The organism is Ancylobacter rudongensis, from assembly GCF_900100155.1.
Classification (GTDB): Bacteria; Pseudomonadota; Alphaproteobacteria; order Rhizobiales; family Xanthobacteraceae; genus Ancylobacter; species Ancylobacter rudongensis.
The window spans coordinates 314,342-341,212 of the sequence record NZ_FMTP01000005.1 but is presented as its reverse complement, the minus strand read 5'-3'; the positions used below and the strand labels follow the sequence as shown (position 1 = coordinate 341,212).

Here is a 26,871-nt window from a genome sequence, read left to right as displayed (position 1 = left end):
CGAATGCCTATCGCAATGCCGGCATGAATGCCGGCACACCTCGCACGGGTGAACCATTATCGCGGCTGTTTCAAGACCCCCGCATCGGCGCCGGGCGATCAGCTGCCGCTGCGCAGGCTCTCCAGCACCTCGCCGCTGGCCATGCCATCCGGCGGCAGCCCCGCCGCCACCTGATAGTCGCGCACCGCCGCCCGCGTCTGCGCGCCGATCGCGCCGTCATGCGGGCCGACCTCATAGCCGCGCGCGGCCAGGCGCTTCTGCAGTTCCGAGCGCTCATTGCGCGACAGGGCGCGCTGGTCCGGCCAGGGCTGGACGAAGGGCCCGCCGCCGCGCAGGCGATCGGCGAGATGGCCGATGGCCAGCGCATAGGCATCGGCCGGGTTGTAGCTGAGAATGGCCTTGAAATTGTCGGTCATCAGGAAGGCCGGGCCCTTGGCGCCGGCGGGCAGCAGCAGATAGGCGGTCTCGCCGGCGGGCGGCATCGGCCGGCCATCGGGGCGATGAATGCCGAGCGCCGCCCATTCGCGCATCGGCTTGCGGATGTTCTTGTCGGCGAGCAGATAGTCGAAGCGGCGCGGCAGCACCACCTCATAGCCCCAGGAGCGACCCTGCTGCCAGCCGCCGCGCTTCAGCTTGTTGGCGGTGGAGCCCATGGCGTCGGCAACCGAATCCACCACATTGCGGTGGCCGTCGCCGTCGAAATCCACCGCGTCGCGCTGGAAGGCGGTGGGCATGAACTGGGTGAGGCCGAAGGCGCCGGCCCAGGAGCCGCGCAAATGGCTCTCGGGGATGTCGCCGCGGTCGACGATGCGCAGGGCGGCGACGAACTCGTCGCGGAAATAGGCCTTGCGGCGGCCGACGCAGGCGAGCGTGCCGGTGGCCTCGATGACGGGATAGGAGCCGCGCGCGCTGCCGTAATTGGTCTCGATGCCCCAGATCGCCGCCACCACGTAGCGGTCGACGCCATATTGGCGCTCGACAGTTTCAAACACAGCCGCGTTCTGGGCCATTGCCTCACGGCCCTTGCGGATGCGGGTCTCGGAGACCAGCATTTCGACATAGTCGCCGGCGGTGCGGGTGAATTCGGGCTGGGTCTGCAGCTTCTCCATGATGCCCATGTCGGGCTTCAGCCCCGCCGTGTAGCGGCGGAAGCCGGCGGCGGAGACGCCCGCCGCCCGCGCCTTCGGCTCCAGCGCGGCGATGCAGCGGCTGAAATTGGCCTCGTCGCGGGCCAGCGCGGCCGGGGTCATGTCGGGATGGGTGGACGGCGCGGCCGGCGCCGTGGAGCGGGCCGCCGGGCGGCTCTGCGGGCGGGCCTGGGCCACGGTTCGCGGCGCGCTGGCATGGGCCGCCGGCGGCGCGGAAAACGCGCCGGTTATGTCGTCGGAGCCTGCGCACCCGGCAAGGCCGAAGCAGACGATGGCGACGCCGGCAACAAGGCCGACATGCCCCCGGTCGGAGGCCGTGCGGTGAACCATGACGCAATCCTAACGCAGAAACCGGCGATGATTAGGCCAGCCTCATGGTTGCGGGGATGTTAACGTCGCGTCACTTTCCTCAGCGGCACTGGCGCCTCACGCGGAAAGTGACGGTAAGGGAACCTATTCCGCCACCTCCGCGTTAACCCGCCGGTTTATTGACACAAGCGAAGCGTTAAGCTCGTTCGGTTACGAGTTTCGCTCTTTCCGCCTGAACCTGCGTCATCAAAAGCGGCATATTCCCCCGATGGTAAAACCTATTCGCAAAGCGATCCTTCCCGTCGCCGGCCTCGGCACGCGCTTCCTGCCCGCCACCAAGGCGGTGCCGAAGGAAATGCTCACCGTGGTGGATCGCCCCGTGGTCCAGCATGTGGTGGACGAGGCGCGTGCCGCCGGCATCGAGCACATCGTCTTCGTCACCGGCCGCAACAAGGGCGTGATCGAGGATCATTTCGACCGCCAGTACGAGCTGGAAGACACGCTGCAGGAGCGCGGCAAGCTGAAGATGCTGGAGCTGCTGCGCGAGGAGACCATGGGTCCCGGCGCCACCAGCTTCACCCGCCAGCAGCTTCCGCTCGGCCTCGGCCATGCGGTGTGGTGCGCCCGCGACATCATCGGCAACGAGCCCTTCGCGCTGCTGCTGCCGGACATGCTGCACAAGCCGACCAACGGCAAGGGCTGCCTCGGCCAGATGGCCGAAGCCTACCGGCGCACCGGCGGCGGTAACCATCTCGCGGTCTATGAGGTGCCGCCCGAGCAGACCGACCAATACGGCATTGTCGGCCTCGGTGACGAAATGGCCGATGGCGTGCACAAGATCGCCCGCATGGTCGAGAAGCCGAAGAAGCACGACGCCCCGTCCAACCTCGCCATTTCCGGCCGCTATATCCTCCAGCCGGAGATCTTCGACCTGCTCGCCACCCAGGAGCGCGGCGCCGGCAACGAGATCCAGCTGACCGATTCCATGCTGAAGCTGGCGCAGACGCAGGATTTCTACAGCGTCACCTTTGACGGCGCGATCTATGATTGCGGCTCCAAGCTCGGCTTCCTGATGGCCAATGTCGCCTATGCGCTGGACAATCCGGAAATCTCCGGCGCCTTCCGCCCCGAGCTCGACGCGCTGCTGGCCAGGGGCTGAGCTAGCTCCTCGCCCGGTCCTGACCAATGAAAAGGGTGCCGCGCGGCGCCCTTTTGCTTGATCGGCGGTCAGGCGCGCCAGAAATCCGCCGCGCCGTCCGGTAGCGTCGCCAGCACCCGGTCGAAGGTTTCCGCGTCGACATAACGGCGCAGCGCCCGGGCGACGTCGGCCAGACAAGTGTCGGGCGCGAAATTATGGTGCTGGCGCAGCCCCTGCACCTCGCGGGTCAGCGTCGCCCGGTCGGCGAAGGGCAGCACCGGCTCCGAGACATCCCAGCGCGAGACGAAGATGGCACGCAGGATGGGCGGCAGCGCATCGGCGAAGTCGAGCGCCTGCTGCACCGCCAGCCGGCGGCGGAAGCTGCGCAGCACCCCCTCGACCATGGTGTAGGTCTGGTTGCGGGTGGCGAGGCCCGACCCGTCGCGGGCATCGGCGAGGAAGCGCTCGAAATCGTCGGAGGCGTGCTGCAGTTCCATCGGTATCGGCATCGCGATCCCTCCGCGCATGAAAGAAGGGCCCCCGCGAGAGGGCCCTTCTGTCTTTCTACAGGATCGTAGGGCGTATGAAGGCCGTCAGGCCGCCTCGTCCACCGTGCGGGCGCGGGTGTCGAACAGGAGCTCGTTCGCCCCGCGCTCGACCTTCACCGCGTCGCCATCCTTCACCGTGCCGGCGAGGATGCGGCCGGCCAGCGGGTCCTGCAGCAGCTTCTGGATCACCCGCTTGAGCGGGCGCGCGCCATAGGCCGGGTCGTAGCCCTTCTCGGCGAGGAAGTCCCGCGCCTCGGGGGTGATCTCCAGCGCGATCTTGCGCTCTTCCAGCAGCTTCTCCAGCCGCTTGACCTGGATGTCGACGATGGCGCCCATCTGGTCCCGGCGCAGCCGGTGGAACAGGACGATCTCGTCGACGCGGTTGAGGAATTCCGGGCGGAAATGCGCACGCACCACGCCCATCACCTCGTCCCGCACCGCTTCGCTGTCCTCCCCGTCCGGCTGGTTCACCAGATATTCCGCCCCGAGATTCGAGGTCATGATGATCAGCGTGTTGCGGAAGTCGACCGTGCGGCCCTGCCCGTCGGTCAGGCGCCCGTCATCAAGCACCTGCAGGAGGACGTTGAACACGTCCGGATGCGCCTTCTCGATCTCGTCGAACAGTACGACCTGATAAGGCCGGCGCCGCACCGCCTCGGTGAGCGCGCCGCCCTCCTCATAGCCGACATAGCCGGGAGGGGCGCCGATCAGCCGGGAGACCGAGTGCTTCTCCATGTATTCCGACATGTCGAGGCGCACCAGCGCGGTGTCGTCGTCGAACAGGAACGACGCCAGCGCCTTGGTCAGCTCGGTCTTGCCCACGCCCGTGGGGCCGAGGAAGATGAAGGAGCCGATCGGCCGGTTGGGGTCCTGCAGGCCGGCCCGGGCGCGGCGCACCGCGGTCGAGACGGCCTCCACGGCCTCCTTCTGGCCCACCACGCGCTTGGAGAGCATGTCCTCCATGCGCAGCAGCTTGTCCTTCTCGCCTTCCAGCATCTTGTCGACGGGAACGCCGGTCCAGCGCGAGACGACGCCGGCGATGTGGTCGGGCGTCACCGCCTCCTCCATCATCGTGCCGGCCTTCACCTCGCCGGCCGCATCCTTGGCCTCGATGGTGGCGAGCTTCTTCTCCAGCGCGGGAATGGTGCCATAGGCGAGCTCGCCCGCCTTCTGGTACTCGCCCGAGCGCTGGGCGATTGCGAGGTCGGCGCGCGCCTTCTCAAGATCGCTCTTGATCTTCTGGGCGTCGCCGAGCTTCTCCTTCTCCGCCTTCCAGCGTGAGGTGATGGAGGCGGACTGCTCCTCCAGATTGGCGAGCTCCTTCTCCAGCTTCTTCAGCCGGTCCTTCGAACCGGTGTCGGTCTCCTTCTTCAGCGCCTCCTGCTCGATGCGCAGGCGCACGATCTCGCGGTCGATATTGTCCAGCTCCTCGGGCTTGGAATCGACCTGCATGCGCAGGCGCGAGGCCGCCTCGTCGACCAGATCGATCGCCTTGTCGGGCAGGAAACGGTCGGTGATGTAGCGGTTGGACAGCGTCGCCGCCGCCACCAGCGCCGAATCGGTGATCCGCACGCCGTGGTGCAACTCGTACTTCTCCTTGATGCCGCGCAGGATGGACACGGTGTCCTCCACCGTCGGCTCGGAGACGAAGACGGGCTGGAAGCGACGGGCCAGCGCCGCGTCCTTCTCCACATGCTTGCGGTACTCGTCGAGCGTGGTGGCGCCGACGCAGTGCAGCTCGCCGCGCGCCAGCGCCGGCTTCAGCAGGTTGGACGCATCCATCGCGCCATCGGTCTTGCCGGCGCCGACGAGGGTGTGCATCTCGTCGATGAACAGGATGATGCCGCCCTCGGCCGCCTCGACTTCCGAGAGCACGCTCTTCAGCCGCTCCTCGAACTCGCCGCGATACTTCGCGCCGGCGATCAGCGAGCCCATGTCGAGCGCCAAAAGGCTCTTATCCTTCAGGCTCTCGGGCACGTCGCCATCGACGATGCGCAGGGCGAGGCCCTCGACGATCGCGGTCTTGCCGACGCCGGGCTCGCCGATCAGCACCGGGTTGTTCTTGGTGCGGCGGGACAGGACCTGGATGGTGCGGCGGATTTCCTCGTCGCGGCCGATCACCGGGTCGAGCTTGCCCTCGCGCGCCGCCTCGGTGAGGTCGCGGGCATATTTCTTCAGCGCGTCATAGGCGTTCTCCGCCGTGGCGCTGTCGGCCGTGCGGCCCTTGCGCAGCGCCTCGATGGCGGTGTTGATCTTCTGCGGGGTGGCCCCGGCCTTGAGCAATATCTTGCCGGCCTCGCTGTCCTTCTCCAGCGCCAGCGCGAGCAGCAGCCGCTCGACGGTGACATAGCCGTCGCCGGCCTTCTTCGCCGCCTGCTCGGCCGCCTCGAACACGCGGGCGGTGCCCGGGGCGAGATAGACCTGGCCGGCGCCGGAACCCTGCACCTTGGGCAGCTTCTTCAGCGCCGCCTCGGTATCGGCCAGCACGATGCGGGGATCGCCGCCGCTGCGGGTGATCAGCCCGGCGCAGAGACCTTCCGGATCGTCGAGCAGAACCTTCAGCAGGTGCTCGGGGGTGAATTGCTGGTTGCCCTCTCGCAGGGCAAGCGACTGGGCGGACTGGACAAATCCGCGCGCGCGCTCGGTGTAGATTTCGAAATTCATTTCGCGTTGCCTCCTGGCCCCCCGTTCGCCCTGACGGCACGAACGGTCACTCGGGACGACGGCGCCCGTATCCCGGCCGCCGTAACGGACCCCGTTGCGGCGATCCGTCGGTCCTCATGTAGTGTGGCGGAACGGCAACGGAAGGGCGTTGCGGAGGATCAAAGGCGGATTTTCCTCAGCCCGTCGCCGGCGCCACCGTACCGGCGTCGTCCCGCCGGCCGGGCTCGGTGCCGCCCGGGCAGCCGCCGATCACATAGGCGCCGGCCGCCAGCAGCGCCACGCTGCCCAATACGAGGAAGGCGGCGCCATAGCCGACCTGCTGCGCCACCACGCCGCCAAGCAGGGTTGAGAGCGAGGCGCCGATGCCCTGCGCCGTCATCGCGAAGCCGAGGCCGAGATTGAACCGGCCCGATCCGGCGAGGATGCGGGCCACCAGGCCCGGCGTCGCCACGCCGAGCAGGCCGGCGCCGACGCCGTCGAGAACCTGCACCGGAATGAGCGCCCAGGCGGCGCCGTGATACACCGCCGCCGCCGCGATCACCCCGCGTATCGGCAGCGCCGCGAGGGCGAGCAGCAGCACGAGGCGATAGCCGCGCCGCGCGCCGAGCCAGGCGGCGACCAGCGCCATCGGGATCATCGTGCCCTGCGCCACCACGACCGTGGTCGCGGTGAGAGCGCTCGGGTCCGCCCCGGCGGTGGCGACCATGGCCTGGCCGAACAGCGGCAACATCGCCGCATTGCCGAGATGGAACAGGCCGAAGGTGATTGCCGCCGTGACCAGCGCCGGCTCGCGCAGCAGCCGGCCGATGCTCTCGCGGCCCTTACTCTCGCGGCCCTTGCCCGTACCGGCCGGCGCGGCACCCCCGCCGCGCGCCGCTTCATGGTCGATGGCATCGGCCGGGATCGCCAGCACCGACAGCGCGCCGAGCACCGCCATCGCGCCCAGCAGCGCGAACACCGCCGGCAGGCCGAACCACCAGCCGAGCACGCCGGCCAGCACGGCGGCGAGGATGTTGCCGGCATGGTTGAACGCCTCATTGCGCCCGAGCTGGCGGTCGAAGCCGGCCGGGCCGACAAGGCCGAGGGTGAGGCCGGCAATGGCCGGCAACAGCGCGGCGGCGGCGATGCCGTTCACCGCCTGCGCCACCGCCACGGCGGCGAATTGCGGTACGGCGAGGATGGTCAGCGAGGCCGCGAGGATCGCCACCGAACCGAACACGATGATCGCCCGCTTGGCCCGGCTCGCATCGACCAGCGCCCCCATCGGCATGGTCGCGAGCATGGCAACCAGCCCGCCCAGCGTCATGACCAGGCCGATCTCGGCCGGGCTCCAGGCCTTTTCCTGCAGAAACACGCCGAGGAACGGCCCGAGACCGTCGCGCACATCGGCGAGAAAGAGATTCAGCGCGGCAAGCGCGGCGAGCGGGGAGAGCAACGCGGCGGTGGACGGAGTGGCGCGCATGGGAGGGTTCCGGTACGGTGACATCGCACCGGCGCCCGCCCGCTCACCCGCCGGAAGCTCCGGCCGGGCCTCGCGCTCTGCCGGTAGGCGAGACTAGGCGGCCGCGCGCCGCTCCGCCAGCATCATGTAGTTGACCGAGAGGTCGCCGGAGCGCCGCCATTCATCCGCCAGCGGGTTAAAGACAACGCCCTCGCGCTCGATCACCCGCAGGCCGCCCGCTTCCAGCGCCGCCTGCAATTCCTCCGGCGTGACGAAGCGCTTCCAGTCATGGGTGCCCTTGGGGAGCCAGCCCAGCACATATTCGGCGCCGACAATGGCGAGGGCGAAGGAGCGCTTGGTGCGGTTCAGCGTTGCCGCCACGAACAGGCCGCCCGGCTTCACCATCTCCGCCGCGCGGGCGAGGAACAGGTCGACATCGGCGACGTGCTCCACCACTTCCATCGCCATCACGACATCGAATCGCTCGCCCGCATCGGCCAGCGCCTCGGCCGTGGTGGCGCGGTAGTCGACCGGAATATCGCTCTCTTCCGCATGCAGCGCGGCGATCCGCACATTGCGCTCGGCCGGGTCGATGCCGGTGACGCTGGCGCCCATGCGTGCCAATGGCTCGCTCAGCAGCCCGCCGCCGCAGCCGATATCGAGGATCCGCAAGCCCTCCAGGCAGCGCATGTCGCGCGGGTCGAGGCCGAAATGCGTCGCGATCTTCTCGCGCAGAAAGGCCAGCCGGACCGGGTTGAACTTGTGCAGCACCCGCATCTTGCCGCGCGGATTCCACCATTCGGCGGCGAGCGCGGCAAAGCGTTCCACTTCGCGGGGATCGACGGTGGTGGCGGTTGCGGTCATCGACGCCTCATCTTCGCCCGGCCGTGCCGAGAGGGATTCCAAGCTCGCGCGGCGCCGTTGCGGGCGCGGCGCGAGGTGGATATGTATACGCGCCTTTTGGGCCGGGAGCTCACATTCTCCCGCCCGGCCCCACAGAAGAACACGGTACGGTTTCCCGCATGGCACGTCTGGTGATGAAGTTCGGCGGCACCTCGGTCGCCAACATTGAGCGCATTCGCATCGTTGCGCGGCACGTCAAACGGGAAGTGGAGGCCGGCCACCAGGTCGCGGTCGTCGTTTCGGCCATGTCCGGCAAGACCAATGAGCTGGTCGCCTGGTGCCGCGAGGCCGCCGTGCTGCACGATGCGCGCGAATATGATTCCATCGTCGCCTCCGGTGAACAGGTGACGTCCGGCCTGCTGGCCATCGTGCTGCAGGACATGGGCATTCCCGCCCGCTCCTGGCTCGGCTGGCAGCTGCCGATCTCGACCGACGACGCCCATGGCGCGGCGCGCATTCTCGACGTGAATGGCGAGGAGATCATCAACCGCTTCGCCCAGGGAGAGGTGGCGGTCATCGCCGGCTTCCAGGGCATCCACCTGCCGAGCGGGCGCCTCACCACGCTCGGGCGCGGCGGCTCGGACACGTCAGCGGTGGCGATCGCCGCCGGCATCAAGGCTGACCGCTGCGACATCTACACCGATGTCGATGGCGTCTACACCACCGACCCGCGCATCGTGCCGAAGGCGCGCCGGCTGGAGAAGGTCGCCTTCGAGGAAATGCTGGAAATGGCCTCGCTCGGCGCCAAGGTGCTGCAGGTGCGCTCGGTCGAGCTGGCCATGGTACACAAGGTGCGCACCTTCGTGCGCTCCAGCTTCACCGATCCGGACGCACCGGAACTCAAGACCGCCGGCGACCCGCCCGGCACCCTGATTTGCGACGAGGAGGAAATCGTGGAGAGTGAAGTCGTCACCGGCATCGCCTTCGCCCGGGACGAAGCCCAGGTCAGCATCCGCCACGTGCCGGACCAGCCCGGCATCGCGGCGAACGTGTTCGTGCCGCTCGCGGAAGCGAACATCAATGTCGACATGATCGTCCAGAACATCTCGGCCGAGGGCTTCACCGACATCACCTTCACCGTGCCGACCGCCGATTTCGAGCGCGCCAAGGCCACGCTGGCCGGCGTGCGCGAGCAGATCGGCTTCCAGAGCATCGAAGGGGCGACGGATGTGGTGAAGGTGTCGATCATCGGCATCGGCATGCGCAGCCACGCCGGCGTCGCCGCCCGTGCCTTCAAGTCGCTTTCCGAGCGCGGGATCAACATCCGCGCCATCTCCACCTCCGAGATCAAGATCTCGGTGCTGATCGACGCCGCCTATACCGAGCTTGCCGTGCGAACGCTGCATTCGGTATACGGGCTCGACGCCTGATTTCAGGCAACGGCGCGGCGCAAGTCGCGCCGCCCTAAGTGACGCTCCGGGATAGCGGCTCCCGGAAACCGAGGACGGCCAATGCGTGGCGCGCTCGGCGGCCCGCGCGTGCTTTTGAGGCGTCTCCGCGAGGTCATGGCGGAGCCGGTGAGCGCGCAGGACCGCCTCGACAAGATCGTGGTACTGATCGCGGCCAACATGGTGGCCGAGGTGTGCTCGGTCTATGTGCTGCGCGTGGATGGCACGCTCGAGCTCTACGCCACCGAGGGCCTGAACCGCACCGCCGTGCATCTCACCGTGATGCGGATCGACGAAGGCCTCGTCGGTACGGTGGCCCGCGAGGCCGAGCCGATCAGCCTGTCCAATGCCCAGGCGCACCCGGCCTTCTCCTACCGGCCGGAAACGGGCGAGGAAATCTACCACTCCTTCCTCGGCGTGCCGATCCTGCGCGCCGGCAACACGCTCGGCGTGCTGGTCGTGCAGAACCGCGCCCACCGCTCCTATACCGAGGAGGAAATCGAGGCGCTGCAGACCACGGCCATGGTGCTGGCCGAGATCATCGCCTCGGGCGAACTCACCGCCATGGCACTGCCCGGCGCCGAGCCCGCCGCGCGCCGGCCGCTGCATCTCAAGGGCCTCGCGCTCTCCGAAGGCATCGGCCTCGGCCATGTGGTGCTGCATGAGCCGCGCATCGAAGTCACCAAGGTCATCGCCGACGACCTGCCGGCCGAGCTGAAGCGGCTCGACGGCGCGGTGGAGACCCTGCGCGCCTCGATCGACACCATGCTGGAGGATGAGGGCGTCGCCCGCGTCGGCGAGCACCGCGAAATCCTCGAAGCCTACCGCATGTTCGCGCATGACCGCGGCTGGATCGGCCGGATGCGCGAGGCCGTGATGACCGGCCTCACCGCCGAGGGCGCGGTGGAGCGCGTGCAGTCGGACACCCGCGCCCGCATGCTGCGCATGACCGACCCTTATCTGCGCGAGCGGATGCACGATCTCGACGATCTGGCCAACCGCCTGCTGCGCCAGCTCACCGGCCGCAGCGCCGGCTCGGACCATGAGCGGCTGCCGGACAATGCCGTCATCGTCGCCCGCAATATGAGCCCGGCGGCGCTGCTGGACTATGACCGCACCCGCATTCGCGGCCTGGTGCTGGAAGAAGGCGCGGCGACCAGCCATCTGACCATCGTCGCCCGGGCGCTCGGCATTTCCGCCGTCGGCCATATGGAGAACGTCGTCGGCCAGGTCGATGCCGGCGACGCGGTGATCGTCGACGGTGTCAGCGGCGAGGTGCATATCCGCCCGCCGGCCGATGTCGAGAGCGCCTATGCCGACAAGGTGCGCTTCCGCGCCAAGCGGCTGGAGCGCTACGCCGCGCTGCGCGACGTGCCGACCGTCACCAAGGACGGCACGCCGATCGAGCTGCATCTCAATGCCGGCCTGCTGGTCGACCTGCCGCACATCGCCGAGACCGGCGCCACCGGCATCGGCCTGTTCCGCACCGAACTGCAGTTCATGATCGCCTCCGCCTTCCCGCGCACCAATGAGCAGCTGAAGCTCTACCGCTCGGTGCTCGACGCCGCCGGAGACCGGCCGGTGGTGTTCCGCACCCTCGATATCGGCGGCGACAAGGTGCTGCCCTATATGCGGGCGATCGAGGAGGAGAACCCGGCGCTGGGCTGGCGCGCCATCCGCCTCGGCCTCGACCGGCCCGGCCTGCTGCGCAGCCAGATCCGCGCCCTGCTGCGCGCCGCCACCGGGCGCGAGCTGCGGCTCATCTTCCCGATGGTGTCGGCGGTGGAGGAATATGACCGCGCCCACCACATCGTCGAACGCGAGCTGACCCATCTGCGCCGGCACGGCCACGGCCTGCCCGAGCGCGTGCTGGTGGGGGTGATGCTGGAAGTGCCGGCGCTGCTGTTCCAGCTCGACCTGCTGTTCAGCCGGGTGGATTTCGCCTCGGTCGGCTCCAACGACCTGGTGCAGTTCCTCTATGCCGCCGATCGCGGCAATTCGCGCGTCGCCGACCGCTTCGACCCGCTGGCCCCGGCGGCGCTGCGGGCGCTGAAGATGATCATCGACAAGGCGGCCGAGTACGGCAAGCCGGTCACGCTGTGCGGCGAGCTGGCCTCGCGGCCGCTGGAAGCGCTGGCGCTGGCCGCCATCGGCTATCGCCGGCTCTCGGTCTCCCCGGCCTCCTATGGCCCGGTGAAGGCGATGCTGCTCGAACTCGATCTGCCCGCCGCTTCCGCCTTTGTCGAACCGCTGCTCGGCATTCGCGGCGAGGTGGCGTCGCTGCGCCCGCAGCTCGCCGCCTTCGCCGAGAAAGCCGGCCTGCCGCTGTGAGTGCCGCCGCGTGACCGCCCTGCCCGATGCCCGGCTCGACCAGCTTCTCGCGCGCCATGCCGAGATCGAGCACGCCCTCTCCGCCAGCCCGGAGGCGGAAACCTATGTCCGCCTGTCGCGGGAGTTCTCCGACCTCTCGCCGCTGGTCGAGAGCGTGAAGGCGCTGCGCCGCGCCGAACGCCAGCTCAAAGAGGCCCGCACCCTCGCCACCGAGGCTGCCGGCGACCGCGAGATGGCGGCGATGGCGCAGGAAGAGGCGGACACGCTGGAGGAAGAGGTGGACACCCTCTCCCACGCCGTGCGGCTCGCCTTGCTGCCCAAGGACGCGATGGATGAGCGCGGCGTCATCCTGGAAGTGCGCGCCGGCACCGGCGGCGACGAGGCGGCGCTGTTCGCCGGCGACCTGTTCCGCATGTATGAGCGCTTCGCCGCCCTGAACGGCTGGTCGGTCGAGGTGCTGTCGATGACCGAGGGCGCCGCCGGCGGCTTCAAGGAAATCGTCGCCGGCCTGCATGGCTCGGGCGCCTATGCCAAGCTGAAATTCGAATCCGGCGTCCACCGCGTGCAGCGCGTGCCGGATACCGAGGCCTCGGGCCGCATTCACACCTCCGCCGCCACCGTGGCGGTGCTTCCTGAGGTGGAGGAGGTGGACGTCGACATCAACGAATCCGATCTGCGCATCGACGTGTTCCGCGCCTCTGGCGCCGGCGGCCAGCACGTCAACAAGACCGAAAGCGCGGTGCGGATCACCCATATCCCCACCGGCACGGTGGTCGCGGTGCAGGACGAGCGCTCGCAGCACAAGAACAAGGCCCGCGCCATGGGCATGCTGCGCGCCAAGATCTACGAGGCCGAGCGCGAGCGGCGCGACAGCGCCCGCGCCAGCGAGCGCAAGGTGCAGGTGGGCTCCGGCGACCGCTCCGAGCGCATCCGCACCTATAATTTCCCGCAGGCGCGCGTCACCGACCACCGCATCGGCCTCACCTTGCACAAGCTGCCGGAAATTCTCGCCGGCGACGCGCTGGGCGAGCTAGTCGAGGCGCTGACCACCGAATATCAGGCGGCGCTGCTGGCCGAGGCCGAGAGCGCCGGCTGGGGCGAGCGGTGACCACCCGCACCGCCCTGCTGCGCGCCTTTGCCGCAGCCTTTGCGGAAAAGGGGCTGGAGGCGCCCGAGCGCGAGGCCCGGGCGCTGCTGCGGGCGAGCCTCGGCCTCAGCGATCTCGACCTGGTGACGCGCGGCGAGCAGGAGGTCGCGGCGGACGACGCGGCACGGCTGCGCGCCCTCGCCGAACGCCGCGCCGAGGGCGAGCCGCTGGCCCGGCTGACCGGACGGCGGGAATTCTGGAGCCTCGATTTCACCCTCGCCCCCGAGACGCTGGTGCCGCGCCCGGAGACGGAAACGCTGGTCGAGGCGGCGCTGGCGCTGTTCCCCGACCACGCCGCGCCGCTGCGGATTCTCGACCTCGGCGCCGGTAGCGGCGCCCTGCTGGCGGCGCTGCTGAGCGAATATCCCGCTGCCTTTGGTGTCGGCGTCGACCTGTCACCCGGCGCCGCCCGGCAGGCGCGCGAAAACCTTGCCGCGCTTGGCTTCTCGGAGCGTTCATCCGTGCTGGTGGGGCACTGGGGCGAGGCGCTTTCCGGCGGCTTCGATCTTGTGGTCTCCAATCCGCCTTATATTCCCAGCACGGATATCCCGGCGCTTGAGCGGGAGGTGCGCGAACACGACCCGCGTCTTGCGCTCGACGGCGGCCCGCAAGGGCTCGACGCCTACCGTGCCCTCGCCGACGCCCTGCCCGGCCTGCTGGTGCCCGGTGGCGGCGCCGTGCTGGAACTGGGCATCGGGCAGGAGGCGGATGTCGCCGCGCTGCTCGCTGCCGCCGGCCTGCCGGCCGATGGTCCGGCGCGGCGCGATCTGGCGGGGATCGCCCGCGCACTCGTCGCCCGCAAGCCTTGATATTGCGGGAGACGCCACAAAAAAGGGCTTGGAAGGCGATACCGAACCGATTAGTGTCGTTTGCAGGAATCGTCCTGAGACATCATCTGCCTTTTGGTGATTGGAACGCCGGCCGCTCAACGATCCGAGTTGCCGTGCTCGTCGCTGGCAGTGGCATTCGGGCCCTTGCGAAAGGCCTAGATGCAACCCGTTTCATAAGGGGCGAACGCTCCAAGAGTTTATCGGCGTGGCCTCGGTTACGCGATGAAACATGGGGTCGGCCGCAGCGCATTTTTTGCGCGCGCCGGGTCCGGGCCGGAGAAATGCGGTCAGGACGGATCGGCGTCGGCGTGGCCGGCGGCGAAGCATCTTCGAGATGCGCTCCCATGGAAGAAGCCCGATGGTCGAGGACGACCTGCGGCGCGACTGGGACCCGAGGGTTCCGGCCTGCGGCAGCTTTTCCTGACCGACGGCGAGATTTCCCGCCGTGCCGTTGCCGATGGCCTAGGCCGAAGGAGCGGGACTGCGGACACCGTGTCATTGACCCGCCTGTATGGCACCGAACGGGGGTTCCCCGTCCGGCTTTGTGGGGCACCAGAGACCAACTCGATGCGAAATAATAATCAGCAGAAGCGTACGCGCGGCCGCAACAACGGCAATCGGCGCAGCCAGAATCCGCTTACGCGCGTTTATGAGTCGAACGGCCCGGATGTGAAGGTGCGTGGCACGGCGCAGCACGTCGTGGAGAAATACCAGCAGCTTGCCCGCGATGCGCAGGCAACCGGCGACTATGTGGCGGCGGAGAACTATCTCCAGCACGCCGAGCATTATTACCGCATCATCGCCGCCGCGCAGGCGCAGTTCGGCGTGCAGGGGCAGCCCTACCAGCGCTCCGACGATGATGAGTTCGACGACGAGATGGACGAGGGTGGTTCGGACAACCAGCCGGTCTATCAGGCCCGCGAGCAGGCCCCGCGCGACAACGGCCAGCGTGACAACGGCCATCGTGACAACGGTCAGCGCGATGGAAACCAGCGCGACGGCGGCCCGCGTGAAGGCCAGCGCGATTTCTTCCGCGACCGCGACAACCGCCGCGACAATCGCGAGCGCGGGCAGGACCGCAACCAGGAGCGCGGCCCCGACCGCAATCAGGAGCGTGGTCCCGACCGTAACCAGGAGCAGCGTGGGCAGGAGCGGGCGCAAGATCGTGGTCAGGACCGTGGCCAAGATCGTGGCCCGGAGCGCGACCGCAGTGAACGTCCCGACCGCCCCGAGCGCGAGCCGCGCGAAGGCCGCTGGTCGCGCGAGAGCCGCCCCTATCGCGACAATCGCGCCCCCCGCGAGAATGGCGATGCCGGCTACCGCGAACCCGCCCAGCAGCCGCAGCCGCGCCTCGGGCCGGAAGTCGAGGCCGAGATCGGCCTGCCGGCCTTCATCACCCAGAGCGGCGGCACCGCCCCGGTGAGCCCCGCCGCCGCGCGCAAGACCGAGGCACCGGCGGACGCCGTCGAGCCCAAGGCCGTCGCTGCTCCGGCGCCGGTCGCCCCCGCGCCGGCCGCTCCGGTGGAGGCGCCGCCCGCCGCCGAGGCCCCTGCCCCGAAGACCCGCACCCGCGCCGCCAAGCCGGCCGCCGCCGTGGCGCCTGAAGAAGCCCCGGCCGACGACACCGAAGGCCGTGCCCCGCGCACGCGCCGGCGCCGCTACCGTCGCAGCGACACGGAAGGCGAAGGCGAAGGCTCCGAGCCCGCCGCGGCGGAAGTCGCGGAGTGACCGACGTCACCGCTCAAAGATGAAAAAGGCCCGGCTCAGCCGGGCCTTTTTTGTTGCGGGGTGGAGGGGACGGCCCAAGGCGGCCGAAACGGGCCTCGAATCGGGTCTCAGAGCGTGATCCGCACCGAATCGCCGTCGGCGATGAGCCCGCCCTGCTCGATCTCGGCGAAGATGCCGCAATCAGTATGGCCGAAGGTGCGCATCAGCGTGCCGGGCACATCCATGTCGCGCTTGGCCGTCACCGGGTCGACATTGGTGGCGGCGCAGCGGAAAATGCGCTGGGTGATCTTGAGCCGGACATGGCTGCCCACCTCGATCGTGTGGCCGACGAGATCGAACTCCTCCCACGGCTCCATGCCATCGAGATAGAGATTGCCGCGAAAGCGCAGCGGATCCACCGGCTGGCCGATAATGTCGCCGAGCGCCCGGCAGCTCGCCAGATTGATCAGCGAGACATAGCCCTCGGTGGTGTCGACGAAGCGGAACTCCGGCGGCGCCGCCAGAACGCGCGGCGCGCCGCGCAGCTCATAGCGGGAATAGCGCTGGAAGAACGCCTCGATCGCCTCCCGCCCTTCCGGCGTGTCGAGCTTGCCGCGTGCCACCTCGCTGCCGTCGAGCCGGATCACCAGCTCCGCCGTCGCGTCGTCGAAGCGGGCTTCGAGCGCGGCCAGGCGCTCATTGCGCATGAGCATCAGGAACTTGATCTTGGGCTGGAAGGCCGGGGCTTCGGGAATGAAGCCGGACGGGCCGTTCTCGATGGCGAAGAGCCGGTCGCCGGGGAAATATTTCCCCGCCATCAGCTCGACCAGCTCAAGCCGCTCCGGCGTCAGCCCCTTCACGGGGTAACGATAGATCGACTGCACGCTGGCGAAGGCGAGAGACCTCGCCGCGTCCTCGGCGGTGGTGAAAAGTTCAGCGTCGTCGGTCGATTCGCTCATCATGCCTCACCATATCGGCTCACGGCGCCGACGTCAGCCGCAGCGATAATCCGCGCCCGTGGCGGCACTGCGGACGGCCCGTGTTTTGCCTGTCGTATTTTTGGCTTTTCCTCGGTCTGCGAATCCGTCTCAATGCGGGACGGGTTCCCTTGCCGACACCATAGGAGGGGGTCATGCCGCGGCTTTTCACCGCCCTCGAAATCCCGAGCGAGGTCGCCGAGCATCTGTCGATGCTGCGCGGCGGCCTTCCCGGCGCACGCTGGATCAGCCCGGATTTCTACCACGTCACCCTGCGCTTCATCGGCGATGTCGACCATGTGGTCGCCCGGGACGCCGCCGCCGCGCTCGACGAGATCGAACGCTTCGGCTTCGACCTCACCCTCTCAGGCGTCGACCAGTTCGGCAACCACAAGCCGCACTCGATCTTTGCCGGTGTCCAGGCCAATCAGGCACTGAACGAGCTCCAGGCCGAGCATGAGCGGGCGATGAAGCGCATCGGCCTGCCGCCGGAAGGGCGCAATTTCCGCCCGCATGTCACGCTGGCCCGGCTGCGCGACGCCGCCCCCCGGCAGGTGGCGGATTATCTCGCTTTGCGCGGCTATTTCCGCAGCGCCACCTTCGAGGTCTCGCGCTTCGTCCTCTATTCCTCGCGCGATTCCGTCGGCGGCGGGCCCTATCGGGTGGAGGCCGCCTATCCGCTGATGTGACGGCGGCGATGTTGCGAAAGGCGGCGATGGAAACCATCTCAAGTGGGACGGGCTTGCCTGGACCCGTCGGGAGAAAGAGATGATCCACCGATCCGACCCTGCTTTCGACGCCGACACCCGAGACGTGGACGGCATCGGGATGGCGGACCATGACCGTCCCGGCGCCGGCACCGAGGAAGAGGCGCGGGTGCGCGCCCGCTTCTGGCCGAAACTGGCCGGCGCCCTGTCGCGCATTCCCTTCGCCGAGGACGCGGCGGCTGCCTATTACTGCGCGCTGGACAGCCAGACGCCGACACGGGTGCGGGGCCTGCTCTTCGGCACCCTCGCCTATTTTCTGCTGCCCACCGATGCGGTGCCGGACATCATCGTCGGCCTCGGCTTCACCGACGACGCGGCGGTGCTGGCGACGGCGCTCAACCTGCTCGCCAGCCATATCGGCGACGATCACCGTGCGGCGGCACGGGCGGCGCTGGCGCGGCTGCGTGCGTGATGACGATGCGGTAGGCCGGTGCGTTCGGGAGAAATCCGCCGCATGGCCGCGCCTGCCATCAATTCGCCGCCCCCCTTGCGCCAATTGAGCTTCAAACGGTTCCTATCGGAGCACCAAGGGTTCACAGCCGCGACTCCCGCGGATATCCCTGAGCGGCCGATACGGAGAATCACGCGGAGCCGCCCCGGCGGCCCGAGGATACGGAGGATGCAGACCATGGCTCGACGCACCGCGCGCGCCGCCCTCGCCGGCCTGGCAATGGCAATGATCGGGATCGGCGGCGCCAGTGCCCAGGGTGCGCCCAAGCTCGTCACCCAGTCGGGCGACTGGGGGGTCTATCTCGACACCAGCGGCAGCGGAAAGATCTGCTACGCGCTGTCGCAGCCCAAGACCCGCATGCCGGCAGGCCTCAAGCGCGATCCGGCCTATTTCTTCATCTCGACCCGCACCGCCGAGAATGTGAAGGGCGAGGTCAGCGTCGTCATGGGCTTCACCCTGAAGGAAGGCACTGACGCCACCCTGACCATCGGGCCGGCCAGTTTCGACCTCTATACCCGCGGCACTGGCGCCTGGGTGCGCAATGTCGCCGAGGAGGCGCGCCTGGTCGACGCCCTGCGCAAGGGCCGCGACGTGGTGGTGAAAAGCACCTCGGCGCGCGGTAATGTCACCACCGACACCTATTCCCTCAGCGGCATCTCGGCGGCGATCGACCGCGCCGCCCAGGAATGCCGCTGACCCCTCGCGAGCGCCCTTTCGATCCGGCGGTATCCATCGGATCGGAAAGGCCTCTAGACTGACGGCGACGGCTTTACGCCGCGCCGTTCCCCGAGCGCCCATTTTCGAGGTCATCATGCCTGCCGAACTGCGGCTCATCCCCTGCCTTGCCGACAATTACGCGGTGCTGCTGCGCGATCCGGTGACGGAGGCGACTGCTGTCATCGACGTGCCGGAAGTGGCGCCGGTGCTGGCCGCGCTGGAGCGCGAGGACTGGACGCTCACCCATATCCTCGTCACCCACCACCACACCGACCACATTGCCGGCGTCGAGGCGCTGAAGGAGCGCTTCGGCGCCACCGTCATCGGCCCGAAGGCGGAACGCGAGACCATTCCCGGCCTCGACTTCGCGGTGGTGGATGGCGACCCCGTCGCCGTCGGTGGGCTGGTCGGGCGGGTGATGGAGACGCCCGGCCATACCAAGGGGCACATCGTCTTCCTGTTCGAGGACGAGCGGCTGCTGTTCTCCGGCGACACGCTGTTCGTCATGGGCTGCGGCCGGCCCTTCGAGTGCGACCCGCCGGTGCTGTGGGAATCGCTCGCCCGCCTGCGCACCCTGCCGGACGATATCGCGGTCTATTGCGGGCACGAATACACCCTCTCCAATGCGCGCTTCGCCCTCAGCCTGGAGCCCGACAATGCGGCGGTCGCCGCCCGGGTCGAGGAGATCGAGGCGCTGCGGGCGGCGGGAAAGACCACCCTGCCCACCACCATCGGCGCGGAGAAGGCGACCAACCCCTTCATGCGCGCGGACGACCCCGAGCTGGCCGCCCGCATCGGCCTGCCCGGCGCCGAGCCGGGCGCGGTCTTCACCGAATTGCGCAGCCTCAAGAACAGCTTCCGGGGCTGACCCATGCAGCTGAACGGCCTTTCCGCCGAGGAGGTCATTGCCCGCCTCGCCCTCGCGCCGCACCCGGAGGGCGGGCATTACCGCGAGACCTTCCGCGACCCGCACCCGACGGCGGACGGGCGCGCCGCCTCCACCGCGATCTATTTCCTGCTCAGCGCTGGCGAGGTCTCGCACTGGCACCGCGTGGACGCCGTCGAGGCCTGGCACTGGTATGCCGGCGCGGCGCTGGAACTGCGGATGGCGCGGACCGATTCCGGTCCGGTGACGGCGCATCGTCTCGGCACGGGTGTCGGCGAGGAACCGCAGCGGATTGTCCCGCGCGCCGCCTGGCAGTCGGCGCGCAGCCTCGGCGACTGGACGCTGGTCGGCTGCACGGTGGCGCCCGGCTTCGACTTTGCTGGCTTTGAACTGGCGGCGCCCGGCTGGTCACCGGGCTGAACCGTCGCTGGGGCACGTTCTTGTCGCAAAAGTCGTCAACTTTTGCGGAACATGCCCTACCGCCGCGCCAGCAGTGTCGCCACGGCGGCCCCGCCGACGATGAGCGCGCAGGCAAGACCGAGCGACCAGCTCAGCGCAGCAAAGCCCGCCGCCACCAGCAGAAGGGTGGAGAGCACGGGCGCGGCGTAGGACATGACGCCGAGCAGGCGGATGTCACCGCGCTTCATGCCGATGTCCCAGGTGTAGAAAGCGATGCCGACCGGCCCGATGCCGAGCGCCAGCACCGCCAGCCACTCCCCGCCCCCGGACGGCCACACCGACGGCTCGAACGCCACATGGCAGAGCGCCGACAGCACGGCGGTGGCGAGGCAGAAGCCGGCGACGACCTCGGTCGGCACTTTGGCGAAATGCCGTGAGGCGACCGAATAGACCGCCCAGATCACCGCGCAGAGCGCCGCGGCGAGATAGCCGGGCACGAATTCCGGCGCGAAGCCGAAGCCGCCGGCGCGCGCGCCCAGCAGCACCACGGTGCCCGCCAACCCCATCAGCGCCCCGGCAATATGGGCCGGGCGCAGCCTTTCCCCCGGCAGGAAGGCCGACATCAGCACGATCAGCAGCGGCCAGAGATAGGCGATCAGCCCCGCCTCGGCCGGCGGCGCCAGCTTCAGCGCCGAAAAATAGAAGAAGTGATAGCCGAACAGCCCGCCCACCCCGTGCAGCCACACCGGCCAGGGCTGGCGCAGGACCGAGAGGCTGACGCCGCGAACCAAGGCCGTCGCCAGCCCCACCGCCCCGCCAATGGCAAAGGTCAGCGCCGTCAGCAGGAAGGGTGGCACCGCGCCGGTGGAGGAGGTCGCCAGCGCCAGCGTCGACCACAGCAGGATGGCGGTAAAGCCGATCAGCGTGGCGGTGCGGCGCGAGAGAGGGGCAGTCGCTTGGAGGGGCATGGGGACACGCGGTGGGACATCTGGATGGGCGCCCCTTATCGCCGGCCGGACGGCGCAAGCCAAGAGCGGCCCGGACCACAATCGCGCCGCGCGATGGAACCTGCGCGACGAGACCCTATTACCCTAAGGTCAGCTTCACCACCTCAGGAGTTCCGCATGAAGACGCCTTCCCGTTCCCTTCTGCCTGCCCTCGCTCTTGCCACGCTGTTCGCCGCGCCTGTTCTGGCCCAGACTCCGGCCATCGGCATCGACGACGCGCTGCGCATCGCCCGCGACAATGGCGTGGCCACTATCACCAAGATCGAGATGGACGACGGAAAATGGGAGGTCGAGGGCCGCAATGCGGCCCAGCAGCGGATCGAGATCGATATCGATCCGGCGAGCGGAAAGATCCTCAAGACCGAAACCGACTGATCGGCCTGGGACAGCGCCGCCGCCCGCGTCAGCAGCGGCGGTGGCGCCCCCTTCAGGCGACGCCTGGCTCAGGCGAGGTACTGGCCGCCATTGGCGGCGAGCGTCGAGCCGGTGATGAAGCCGGCGGCGTCATCAGCAAGGAACACCACGCAGCGCGCGATCTCTTCGGCCTCGCCCAGCCGACCGACCGGAATCTGCGGGATGATGTTCTTCTCCAGCACCTCCTTCGGCACCGCCAGCACCATTTCGGTGGCGATGTAGCCCGGGCAGATGGCGTTGACGGTGATGCCCTTGCCCGCGACTTCCTGCGCCAGCGCCTTGGTGAAGCCGATCTCGCCGGCCTTGGCCGCGGAATAATTGGTCTGGCCCATCTGGCCCTTCTGGCCATTGATCGACGAGATGTTGACGATGCGGCCGTAATTGCGCGCGCGCATGCCCTCGATCACGTTGCGGCACATGTTGAACACCGAGGACAGGTTGGTGTTGATCACCGCGTGCCAGTTCTCGGGCGACATCTTGTGCAGCATGCCGTCGCGGGTGATGCCGGCATTGTTAACAAGCACATCGACCGGGCCGAGCTTGGCCTCGACCTCGGCGATGCCGGCCTTGCAGGCCGCGAAGTCGGAGACGTCCCATTTGAAGGCGGGGATGCCGGTTTCCTCGGTGAACTTAGCGGCCGCCGCGTCATTGCCGGCATAATTGGCGGCGACGGAATAACCGGCCGACTTCAAGGCTTTGCAGATGGCCGCGCCGATGCCGCGCGTCCCCCCGGTGACCAATGCAACACGCGCCATGTATCCCCCCTCTGGCGTCCCTTCCCTAGGGAACTCTCGACGGTTTGTACGTCGATTCTTGATGGCGGCAAGGTCGTGAGCCCGCCTTGCCGCCGCGATGGGTCACAGTCCCTGCCGGCTGTGGCGGAAGCGCGTCAGTCGCGCTCCAGGCACATGGCGATGCCCATGCCGCCGCCGATGCACAGCGTGGCGAGCGCCTTCTTGGCGTCGCGCTTCTCCATCTCGTAGAGCAGCGTGGTGAGGATGCGGGCGCCCGAGGCGCCGATCGGGTGGCCGATGGCGATGGCGCCACCGTTCACATTCACCTTGCTCGTGTCCCAGCCGAGGTCCTTGTTGACCGCGCAGGCCTGCGCCGCGAACGCCTCGTTGGCCTCGATCAGGTCGAGATCGGCCGCGCTCCAGCCCGCCTTTTCCAGCGCGCGGCGCGAGGCGGGGATCGGGCCGGAGCCCATGATCGCCGGATCGACGCCCGCCTGCGCCCAGGAGACGATGCGCGCCAGCGGCTTCTTACCGGAAGCGGCGGCGCGGGAGGCCGACATCAGCACCACGGCGGCGGCGCCGTCATTGATGCCGGAGGCGTTGCCCGCCGTCACCGTGCCGTCCTTGGAGAAGGCCGGGCGCAGCCGGGTCATCGAATCGAGGGTGGCGCCGTGGCGGGGATATTCGTCGTCGCTGACGATGACCTCGCCCTTGCGCGAGGAAATGGTGACGGGGACGATCTCGTCCTTGAAGCGCCCGGCCTTCTGCGCCGCCTCCGCCTTGTTCTGCGAGGCCACGGCGAACTCGTCCTGCTGGTCGCGGGTGATCTGCCACTGGCGGGCGACATTCTCGGCGGTCGTGCCCATGTGATAGCCGTTGAAGGCATCCCACAGGCCGTCCTTGATCATCGTGTCGACCATCTCAAGGTTACCCATCTTGGTGCCGTTGCGCAGATGGGCGCAGTGCGGCGCCTGGCTCATCGATTCCTGGCCGCCGGCCACCACGACGTCGCTGTCGCCGTTGAGAATCGCCTGATAGCCGAGCGCGACGGCGCGCAGGCCGGAACCGCAGAGCTGGTTCACGCCCCAGGCCGGGCTTTCCACCGGAATACCGGCCGCCACCGAGGCCTGGCGCGCCGGGTTCTGGCCCGCGCCGGCGGTGAGGATCTGCCCCATGATGGTTTCGCTCACCTCGCCCGGCGCGACGCCGGCCCGCTCCAGCGCGGCCGCGATCGCGATCTTGCCCAGCTCATGGGCGGGCAGCGAGGAAAGCGCTCCGTTGAACGCGCCGACAGCCGTGCGCGCGGCGCCGACGATGACGATGCCGTCTTTCATGAATGACGTCCTCCGGTACGGTCCCGTTTTGCAGCGCGGCCTGGGGGCCTGCGCCGCACCTTCTCGATCAGGTGTGACAGCATCGTGGTGGCCTCCCGTGATCCATGTCAATGGCACGCGGATTTTCTTGACGTCAGGTCAGGCACGAGGCGCGCACCGCCTCTCATTCGACCTCTCGCCCGGCCCCGCGCGCGGCCGCAAGCCGCCACAATTCCTGTAGCCGGGCGCTGGGAAACGTCCTAGAGTTTTCAATGGGAAACGATCAAGGCGACTGGATCACAATGGCAAAATCCAACGAACCCGTCACCATCAAGAAATACGCGAACCGCCGCCTCTACAATACCGGCACGAGCACCTATGTGACGCTCGAAGACCTCGCGCAGATGGTCAAGAACGGCGAAGACTTCGTCGTCTACGATGCAAAGTCCTCCGACGACATCACCCACTCCGTGCTGACCCAGATCATCTTCGAGCAGGAAGGCAAGGGCCAGAATCTCCTGCCGATCAATTTCCTTCGCCAGATCATCCGTTTCTATGGCGACAGCATGCAGATGCTGGTGCCGCGCTATCTCGACATGACGATCGAGAACTTCAGCAAGGAACAGAACAGCCTGCGCGAGAACTTCACCAAGACGCTGGGCATTGGTGGCATTGGCGGGTTCGGCATACTGGACGAGCATGTCCGCCGGAACATGGAAATGTTCGACCGCACCTTCAAGATGTTCCTGCCGGGCGGTCGCGCCGAGGAGACCGCTGCCGCGCCGGCCGCCAGCCCGCAGCCGGACGATTTCGACGAGCTGCGCCGGCAGGTCGCGGACATGCAGAAGCGTCTCGATAAGCTGGGCGATGGCGGCAAGAAGGAGTGAAGGCGGGGCAGCCGCTTAGCCTTCACACCGTAAGGGCCGCGAGACGCGGGGCGATGCCCCGGCGCGTCCGCATGGCTGGCGAGTAGCGGCCCCTCGTCATCGTCAGGCGCCGTCGGGTCCCCTCCCGCGCCGCCTGGCGCAGAGCGCCGGCCCCTCACCACCTCATGGGCGGGCGACCGCACTCGCTCTCACGATCGAGGTTGCGGTATCGACCACCCGATCATTGTCATTGGCTTCGCCACCGCTCGATTGGGTGGCGTCGGGAAGCCCTGCCACGACCTGCGCCGCCCGCATCCGGTCGAGGCCGGAGAACTGGATTCCCGCCACCTCGACCGATGAGGCGCCGCTCGCCTGTGCGGCCCGCGCCAGCATGCCGCGCAGCTGCGGCGCCATTTCCGCCAGCTGGGCGAATTTGGCGTGGTTGAAGCCGTCGGTCGACTTCACATTGGACATGTCGATCACGACCGCGCCCAGCTCGACCAATTCGGTGTCGTGGGTGTAGGCGCCGAGGCGCGGCTTGTCGCCGGCGATGAAGTTGGAGAAGGCCAGCGCCTTGTCGTCGCGCGAGACGATGACGATGAAGGGTTTGGGCAGCTTGCCCATCCGCTTGAGCTGGCTCTTGAACACGTCCACATCGATATCAGGCGCGGCCAATACGATATTGCCGAGCTTGCTTAACGGCAAAGGGTTGCCGGAAATCTTGATCTGCCGCAGCGCCTCAACCGTTACCCAATTGCCCATGGAATGGGCCACGATCGTCACCTGATCGGCGCCGCTGGCGAAGACCAGCCGGATCGTCTCTTCCAGCCGGTCGCGGGCGGCGGTGGCGCTGTTATTGTCATAGACGTAATCGGCGATTTCGCCGCGCGAGGCCCAGGTGAACAGCACCGGCACGCCGGGCGCCTTGGAATCTTCCGCCATCTGGGTGAGGCGGTAGAGCGCCTCCGAGAACAGCGTGTTGTAGCCGTGCACGAAGATGACCGCCTGCCGCTTGCCGGCCGGGTACTTCGCGAGCTCGCTCTTGAGGTCGGCGTTGAACTGCGCCGGCGTGTCACGATAGACCGCCTCGCGTACCACCATGTCGGTGGCCGGGTTGGGGGGCGATTTCGTCGGCGCTTCCACCATGCCCGACTTGTGGGTCGGGGGGACGCTGATCTCGACCTTGGCGAAGCTCAGTTCCGGCGTCCGCTCGCCGCTGTAGAACACGCCGGGGCGCGGGTCGCGGGCGCGGGCGGACGCGACGAGGATCGTGTGCGTGCTGACGCTGACCGTGTCGACTTCAATGACCGAGAGAGCGTCGTCGCCCGGGCGGGAAGCGCAGCCAGCCAAGACAGGAGCCGCCAGGGCCGCCACGAACAGCCAGGCGAAACGCCGGCGCATTCCACGGCTTGCATCACGCAACACGGCAGGCTCCCAGGTTCACGGGCGGACGGTATCATCGTTCCGGCGGAGCGGTAAGCGCGGCGGACGCCCCACCACGAGGCGATTGCCCGCCATGGCTTCCGGAACTTTACCGCCGATGCGTTAATGCTTCAGCCATGCGCCAGGCTGCCTAACGCAGAAAAGCCGGCCCTCAGGGCCGGCTTCAGCAACGCGGGCAGACGGCCCGGCTGAGGCAATCAGGCCTCGGCCTTGACCTTCAGCACCTGACGGCCCTTGTACATGCCGGTCTTCAGGTCGAGGTGGTGCGGACGGCGCAGTTCGCCCGAATCCTTGTCCTCGATATAGGTCGGCTTGGCGAGGGCGTCGGCGGAACGGCGCATGCCGCGACGCGACGGGCTGGTTTTCTTCTTCGGAACTGCCATCGTCTTCTCCTGGTCCCGGCCTGGCTCACGCCCAGTCGGAAGGGCCGGCGCCGGATGGTGCGTAATTCGAGTGGCGGCTTATACAGACTCATGCGCGCGAGCGAAAGAGGCAGACGCAAATCTGTCGCACGCCCGTGCAGGACCCCGCCGCCTCACCTCGCCGACAGGCAGGCGGTCAGTTCGGCCCCCTCGCGCGGAATGCGGGCCTGAAGATTGCCGGCGAGCCGGTTCAGCCCGCGCCCGGGCTTGCCGGCATCGCGCCGGTGCGGGTTTGGCAGCATGACCGCGAGCAACGCCGCCTGCCGCGCCGAGAGGTCGCCGGCCGAGCGCCCGAACGCCCGCTGCGCCCCCGCCTCGACGCCGAACTGCCCGTCCGGCCCCCATTCGGCGATGTTGAGGTAGATCTCCAGCTGCCGCTGCTTCGACATGACCACGTTCAGATACAGCGCCAGCGGCAGTTCCAGCCCCTTGCGGATGACGCTGCGGCCGTTCCACAGGAACAGATTCTTGGCCAGCTGCATGGTGATGGTGGAGGCCCCGCGCGGCGCATTGAGCCCGTCCGATTCGTCGATCACCCCCTGCAGCTCCACCATGTCGACGCCCGAATGGGAGCAGAAGCGCGCATCCTCGGAGGCCAACACCGAGCGGATAAGATTGGGCGAGATGTCGTCGAAGGGCCGCCAGACGCGCTCCACCGGCTGGCCTGTGACCCAGCGCGCCAGCATCAGCGTCGAGGGCGCGGGCACCACATTATATAGAAGGCCGAGCACGAGCGGGGTCGCGATGACCACGAGCGCGATCTTCCAGGCCCAACTCCACAGAACACCCATGCACACTCCCCGGCGCCGACACTCTAGCCGTCTCGCTGGCGCCGGTCGACCAAGGGTTGCGGCTACGCAATGAGCCTCGCTTGACCGCGCCGCCCGGCTCGGGCACGCAACGCGCTACCCTTGTTGAGCG

25 protein-coding genes are annotated in these 26,871 nt (G+C 68.3%); 13 read left to right on the top strand and 12 right to left on the bottom strand.

What is annotated here, in order from left to right:
• Positions 1 to 98: 98 nt before the first annotated feature.
• Positions 99 to 1,478 carry a lytic murein transglycosylase gene (locus tag BLO63_RS14980; protein ID WP_091442032.1) on the bottom strand — a complete coding sequence of 460 codons (1,380 nt, stop codon included), beginning with the start codon at positions 1,476 to 1,478 and terminating at the stop codon, positions 99 to 101.
• A gap of 247 nt (positions 1,479 to 1,725) precedes the next feature.
• Here BLO63_RS14980 and BLO63_RS14975 point away from each other — a divergent pair, with 247 nt between their 5' ends.
• The gene (locus BLO63_RS14975) at positions 1,726 to 2,616 is read left to right on the top strand and encodes a UTP--glucose-1-phosphate uridylyltransferase (protein WP_091442030.1); all 891 of its coding nucleotides are present in this window, start codon (positions 1,726 to 1,728) and stop codon (positions 2,614 to 2,616) included.
• Positions 2,617 to 2,684: 68 nt separating this feature from the next.
• Here the strand turns inward: BLO63_RS14975 and BLO63_RS14970 are convergent, their stop codons facing one another.
• The 4 genes from BLO63_RS14970 to ubiG all read right to left on the bottom strand — a co-directional run bounded on the left by BLO63_RS14970 (position 2,685) and on the right by ubiG (position 8,112).
• On the bottom strand, positions 2,685 to 3,104 hold the full coding sequence (locus BLO63_RS14970) for a DUF2267 domain-containing protein (RefSeq protein WP_091442028.1): 420 nt from the start codon (positions 3,102 to 3,104) through the stop codon (positions 2,685 to 2,687).
• An 84-nt stretch (positions 3,105 to 3,188) separates the two neighbouring features.
• A complete protein-coding gene (clpB, locus tag BLO63_RS14965; protein ID WP_091442025.1) occupies positions 3,189 to 5,807 on the bottom strand; it encodes an ATP-dependent chaperone ClpB in 2,619 nt (872 codons plus the stop codon).
• A 175-nt stretch (positions 5,808 to 5,982) separates the two neighbouring features.
• Complete coding sequence (locus tag BLO63_RS14960) at positions 5,983 to 7,269, bottom strand: MFS transporter (RefSeq protein WP_091442023.1); 1,287 nt, start codon at positions 7,267 to 7,269, stop codon at positions 5,983 to 5,985.
• Between the two features lie 93 nt (positions 7,270 to 7,362).
• Positions 7,363 to 8,112: a bifunctional 2-polyprenyl-6-hydroxyphenol methylase/3-demethylubiquinol 3-O-methyltransferase UbiG gene (gene ubiG, locus BLO63_RS14955; protein WP_091442020.1), complete on the bottom strand. Its 750-nt coding sequence runs from the start codon at positions 8,110 to 8,112 to the stop codon at positions 7,363 to 7,365.
• Between the two features lie 158 nt (positions 8,113 to 8,270).
• On the opposite strand from ubiG, the gene BLO63_RS14950 reads away from it, so the two are divergent.
• From BLO63_RS14950 to BLO63_RS14930, 5 genes are all read left to right on the top strand, one after another.
• Positions 8,271 to 9,521: an aspartate kinase gene (locus BLO63_RS14950; protein ID WP_091442018.1), complete on the top strand. Its 1,251-nt coding sequence runs from the start codon at positions 8,271 to 8,273 to the stop codon at positions 9,519 to 9,521.
• Positions 9,522 to 9,602: 81 nt separating this feature from the next.
• Positions 9,603 to 11,870 (top strand): phosphoenolpyruvate--protein phosphotransferase, encoded by a 2,268-nt coding sequence (gene ptsP, locus BLO63_RS14945; protein ID WP_091442015.1) that lies wholly within the window; start codon positions 9,603 to 9,605, stop codon positions 11,868 to 11,870.
• Between the two features lie 10 nt (positions 11,871 to 11,880).
• Positions 11,881 to 12,978: a peptide chain release factor 1 gene (gene prfA / locus BLO63_RS14940; protein WP_091442012.1), complete on the top strand. Its 1,098-nt coding sequence runs from the start codon at positions 11,881 to 11,883 to the stop codon at positions 12,976 to 12,978.
• Positions 12,975 to 13,826, top strand: coding sequence for a peptide chain release factor N(5)-glutamine methyltransferase (gene prmC, locus BLO63_RS14935; protein WP_091442009.1), 852 nt, complete (start codon positions 12,975 to 12,977; stop codon positions 13,824 to 13,826). Before prfA ends, prmC begins: the two co-directional genes overlap by 4 nt.
• A gap of 588 nt (positions 13,827 to 14,414) precedes the next feature.
• Positions 14,415 to 15,575: a DUF4167 domain-containing protein gene (locus tag BLO63_RS14930; protein WP_091442008.1), complete on the top strand. Its 1,161-nt coding sequence runs from the start codon at positions 14,415 to 14,417 to the stop codon at positions 15,573 to 15,575.
• Between the two features lie 107 nt (positions 15,576 to 15,682).
• Here BLO63_RS14930 and BLO63_RS14925 read toward each other — a convergent pair whose 3' ends face one another.
• The gene (locus BLO63_RS14925; protein ID WP_091442006.1) at positions 15,683 to 16,516 is read right to left on the bottom strand and encodes an MOSC domain-containing protein; all 834 of its coding nucleotides are present in this window, start codon (positions 16,514 to 16,516) and stop codon (positions 15,683 to 15,685) included.
• A gap of 170 nt (positions 16,517 to 16,686) precedes the next feature.
• Between BLO63_RS14925 and thpR the strand changes: the two genes are divergently transcribed.
• The 5 genes from thpR (at position 16,687) to BLO63_RS14900 (ending at position 19,772) form a co-directional block, all read left to right on the top strand.
• The gene (gene thpR, locus BLO63_RS14920) at positions 16,687 to 17,220 is read left to right on the top strand and encodes an RNA 2',3'-cyclic phosphodiesterase (RefSeq protein ID WP_091442004.1); all 534 of its coding nucleotides are present in this window, start codon (positions 16,687 to 16,689) and stop codon (positions 17,218 to 17,220) included.
• Between the two features lie 79 nt (positions 17,221 to 17,299).
• Entirely contained in the window at positions 17,300 to 17,710 is a 411-nt protein-coding gene (locus BLO63_RS14915; protein ID WP_091442000.1) for a YkvA family protein, read from the top strand.
• Between the two features lie 216 nt (positions 17,711 to 17,926).
• A complete protein-coding gene (locus BLO63_RS14910; protein ID WP_244517885.1) occupies positions 17,927 to 18,445 on the top strand; it encodes an invasion associated locus B family protein in 519 nt (172 codons plus the stop codon).
• 115 nt (positions 18,446 to 18,560) lie between these two features.
• On the top strand, positions 18,561 to 19,334 hold the full coding sequence (gene gloB, locus BLO63_RS14905) for a hydroxyacylglutathione hydrolase (protein WP_091441996.1): 774 nt from the start codon (positions 18,561 to 18,563) through the stop codon (positions 19,332 to 19,334).
• 3 nt (positions 19,335 to 19,337) lie between these two features.
• Positions 19,338 to 19,772 carry a cupin domain-containing protein gene (locus tag BLO63_RS14900; protein ID WP_091441994.1) on the top strand — a complete coding sequence of 145 codons (435 nt, stop codon included), beginning with the start codon at positions 19,338 to 19,340 and terminating at the stop codon, positions 19,770 to 19,772.
• A gap of 56 nt (positions 19,773 to 19,828) precedes the next feature.
• On the opposite strand, the gene yddG is transcribed toward BLO63_RS14900, so the two are convergent.
• Positions 19,829 to 20,719 (bottom strand): aromatic amino acid exporter YddG, encoded by an 891-nt coding sequence (gene yddG / locus BLO63_RS14895; protein WP_091441992.1) that lies wholly within the window; start codon positions 20,717 to 20,719, stop codon positions 19,829 to 19,831.
• A gap of 156 nt (positions 20,720 to 20,875) precedes the next feature.
• Between yddG and BLO63_RS14890 the strand changes: the two genes are divergently transcribed.
• Positions 20,876 to 21,133 (top strand): PepSY domain-containing protein, encoded by a 258-nt coding sequence (locus BLO63_RS14890; protein ID WP_091441990.1) that lies wholly within the window; start codon positions 20,876 to 20,878, stop codon positions 21,131 to 21,133.
• 68 nt (positions 21,134 to 21,201) lie between these two features.
• On the opposite strand, the gene phbB is transcribed toward BLO63_RS14890, so the two are convergent.
• Together phbB and BLO63_RS14880 are read right to left on the bottom strand one after the other, a co-directional pair.
• On the bottom strand, positions 21,202 to 21,927 hold the full coding sequence (phbB, locus tag BLO63_RS14885) for an acetoacetyl-CoA reductase (protein WP_091441988.1): 726 nt from the start codon (positions 21,925 to 21,927) through the stop codon (positions 21,202 to 21,204).
• A gap of 134 nt (positions 21,928 to 22,061) precedes the next feature.
• The gene (locus BLO63_RS14880; protein WP_091441985.1) at positions 22,062 to 23,240 is read right to left on the bottom strand and encodes an acetyl-CoA C-acetyltransferase; all 1,179 of its coding nucleotides are present in this window, start codon (positions 23,238 to 23,240) and stop codon (positions 22,062 to 22,064) included.
• 281 nt (positions 23,241 to 23,521) lie between these two features.
• Between BLO63_RS14880 and phaR the strand changes: the two genes are divergently transcribed.
• Positions 23,522 to 24,106, top strand: coding sequence for a polyhydroxyalkanoate synthesis repressor PhaR (phaR, locus tag BLO63_RS14875; protein WP_091441983.1), 585 nt, complete (start codon positions 23,522 to 23,524; stop codon positions 24,104 to 24,106).
• Positions 24,107 to 24,268: 162 nt separating this feature from the next.
• Here phaR and BLO63_RS14870 read toward each other — a convergent pair whose 3' ends face one another.
• The 3 genes from BLO63_RS14870 to mtgA all read right to left on the bottom strand — a co-directional run bounded on the left by BLO63_RS14870 (position 24,269) and on the right by mtgA (position 26,741).
• Positions 24,269 to 25,486, bottom strand: a complete 1,218-nt coding sequence (locus BLO63_RS14870; RefSeq protein WP_091441980.1) for an alpha/beta hydrolase — start codon at positions 25,484 to 25,486, stop codon at positions 24,269 to 24,271.
• Between the two features lie 239 nt (positions 25,487 to 25,725).
• Positions 25,726 to 25,911 carry a 50S ribosomal protein L32 gene (gene rpmF / locus BLO63_RS14865; RefSeq protein WP_018387408.1) on the bottom strand — a complete coding sequence of 62 codons (186 nt, stop codon included), beginning with the start codon at positions 25,909 to 25,911 and terminating at the stop codon, positions 25,726 to 25,728.
• Between the two features lie 152 nt (positions 25,912 to 26,063).
• Positions 26,064 to 26,741, bottom strand: a complete 678-nt coding sequence (gene mtgA, locus BLO63_RS14860) for a monofunctional biosynthetic peptidoglycan transglycosylase (protein WP_091441978.1) — start codon at positions 26,739 to 26,741, stop codon at positions 26,064 to 26,066.
• Between the last annotated feature and the right edge of the window lie 130 nt (positions 26,742 to 26,871).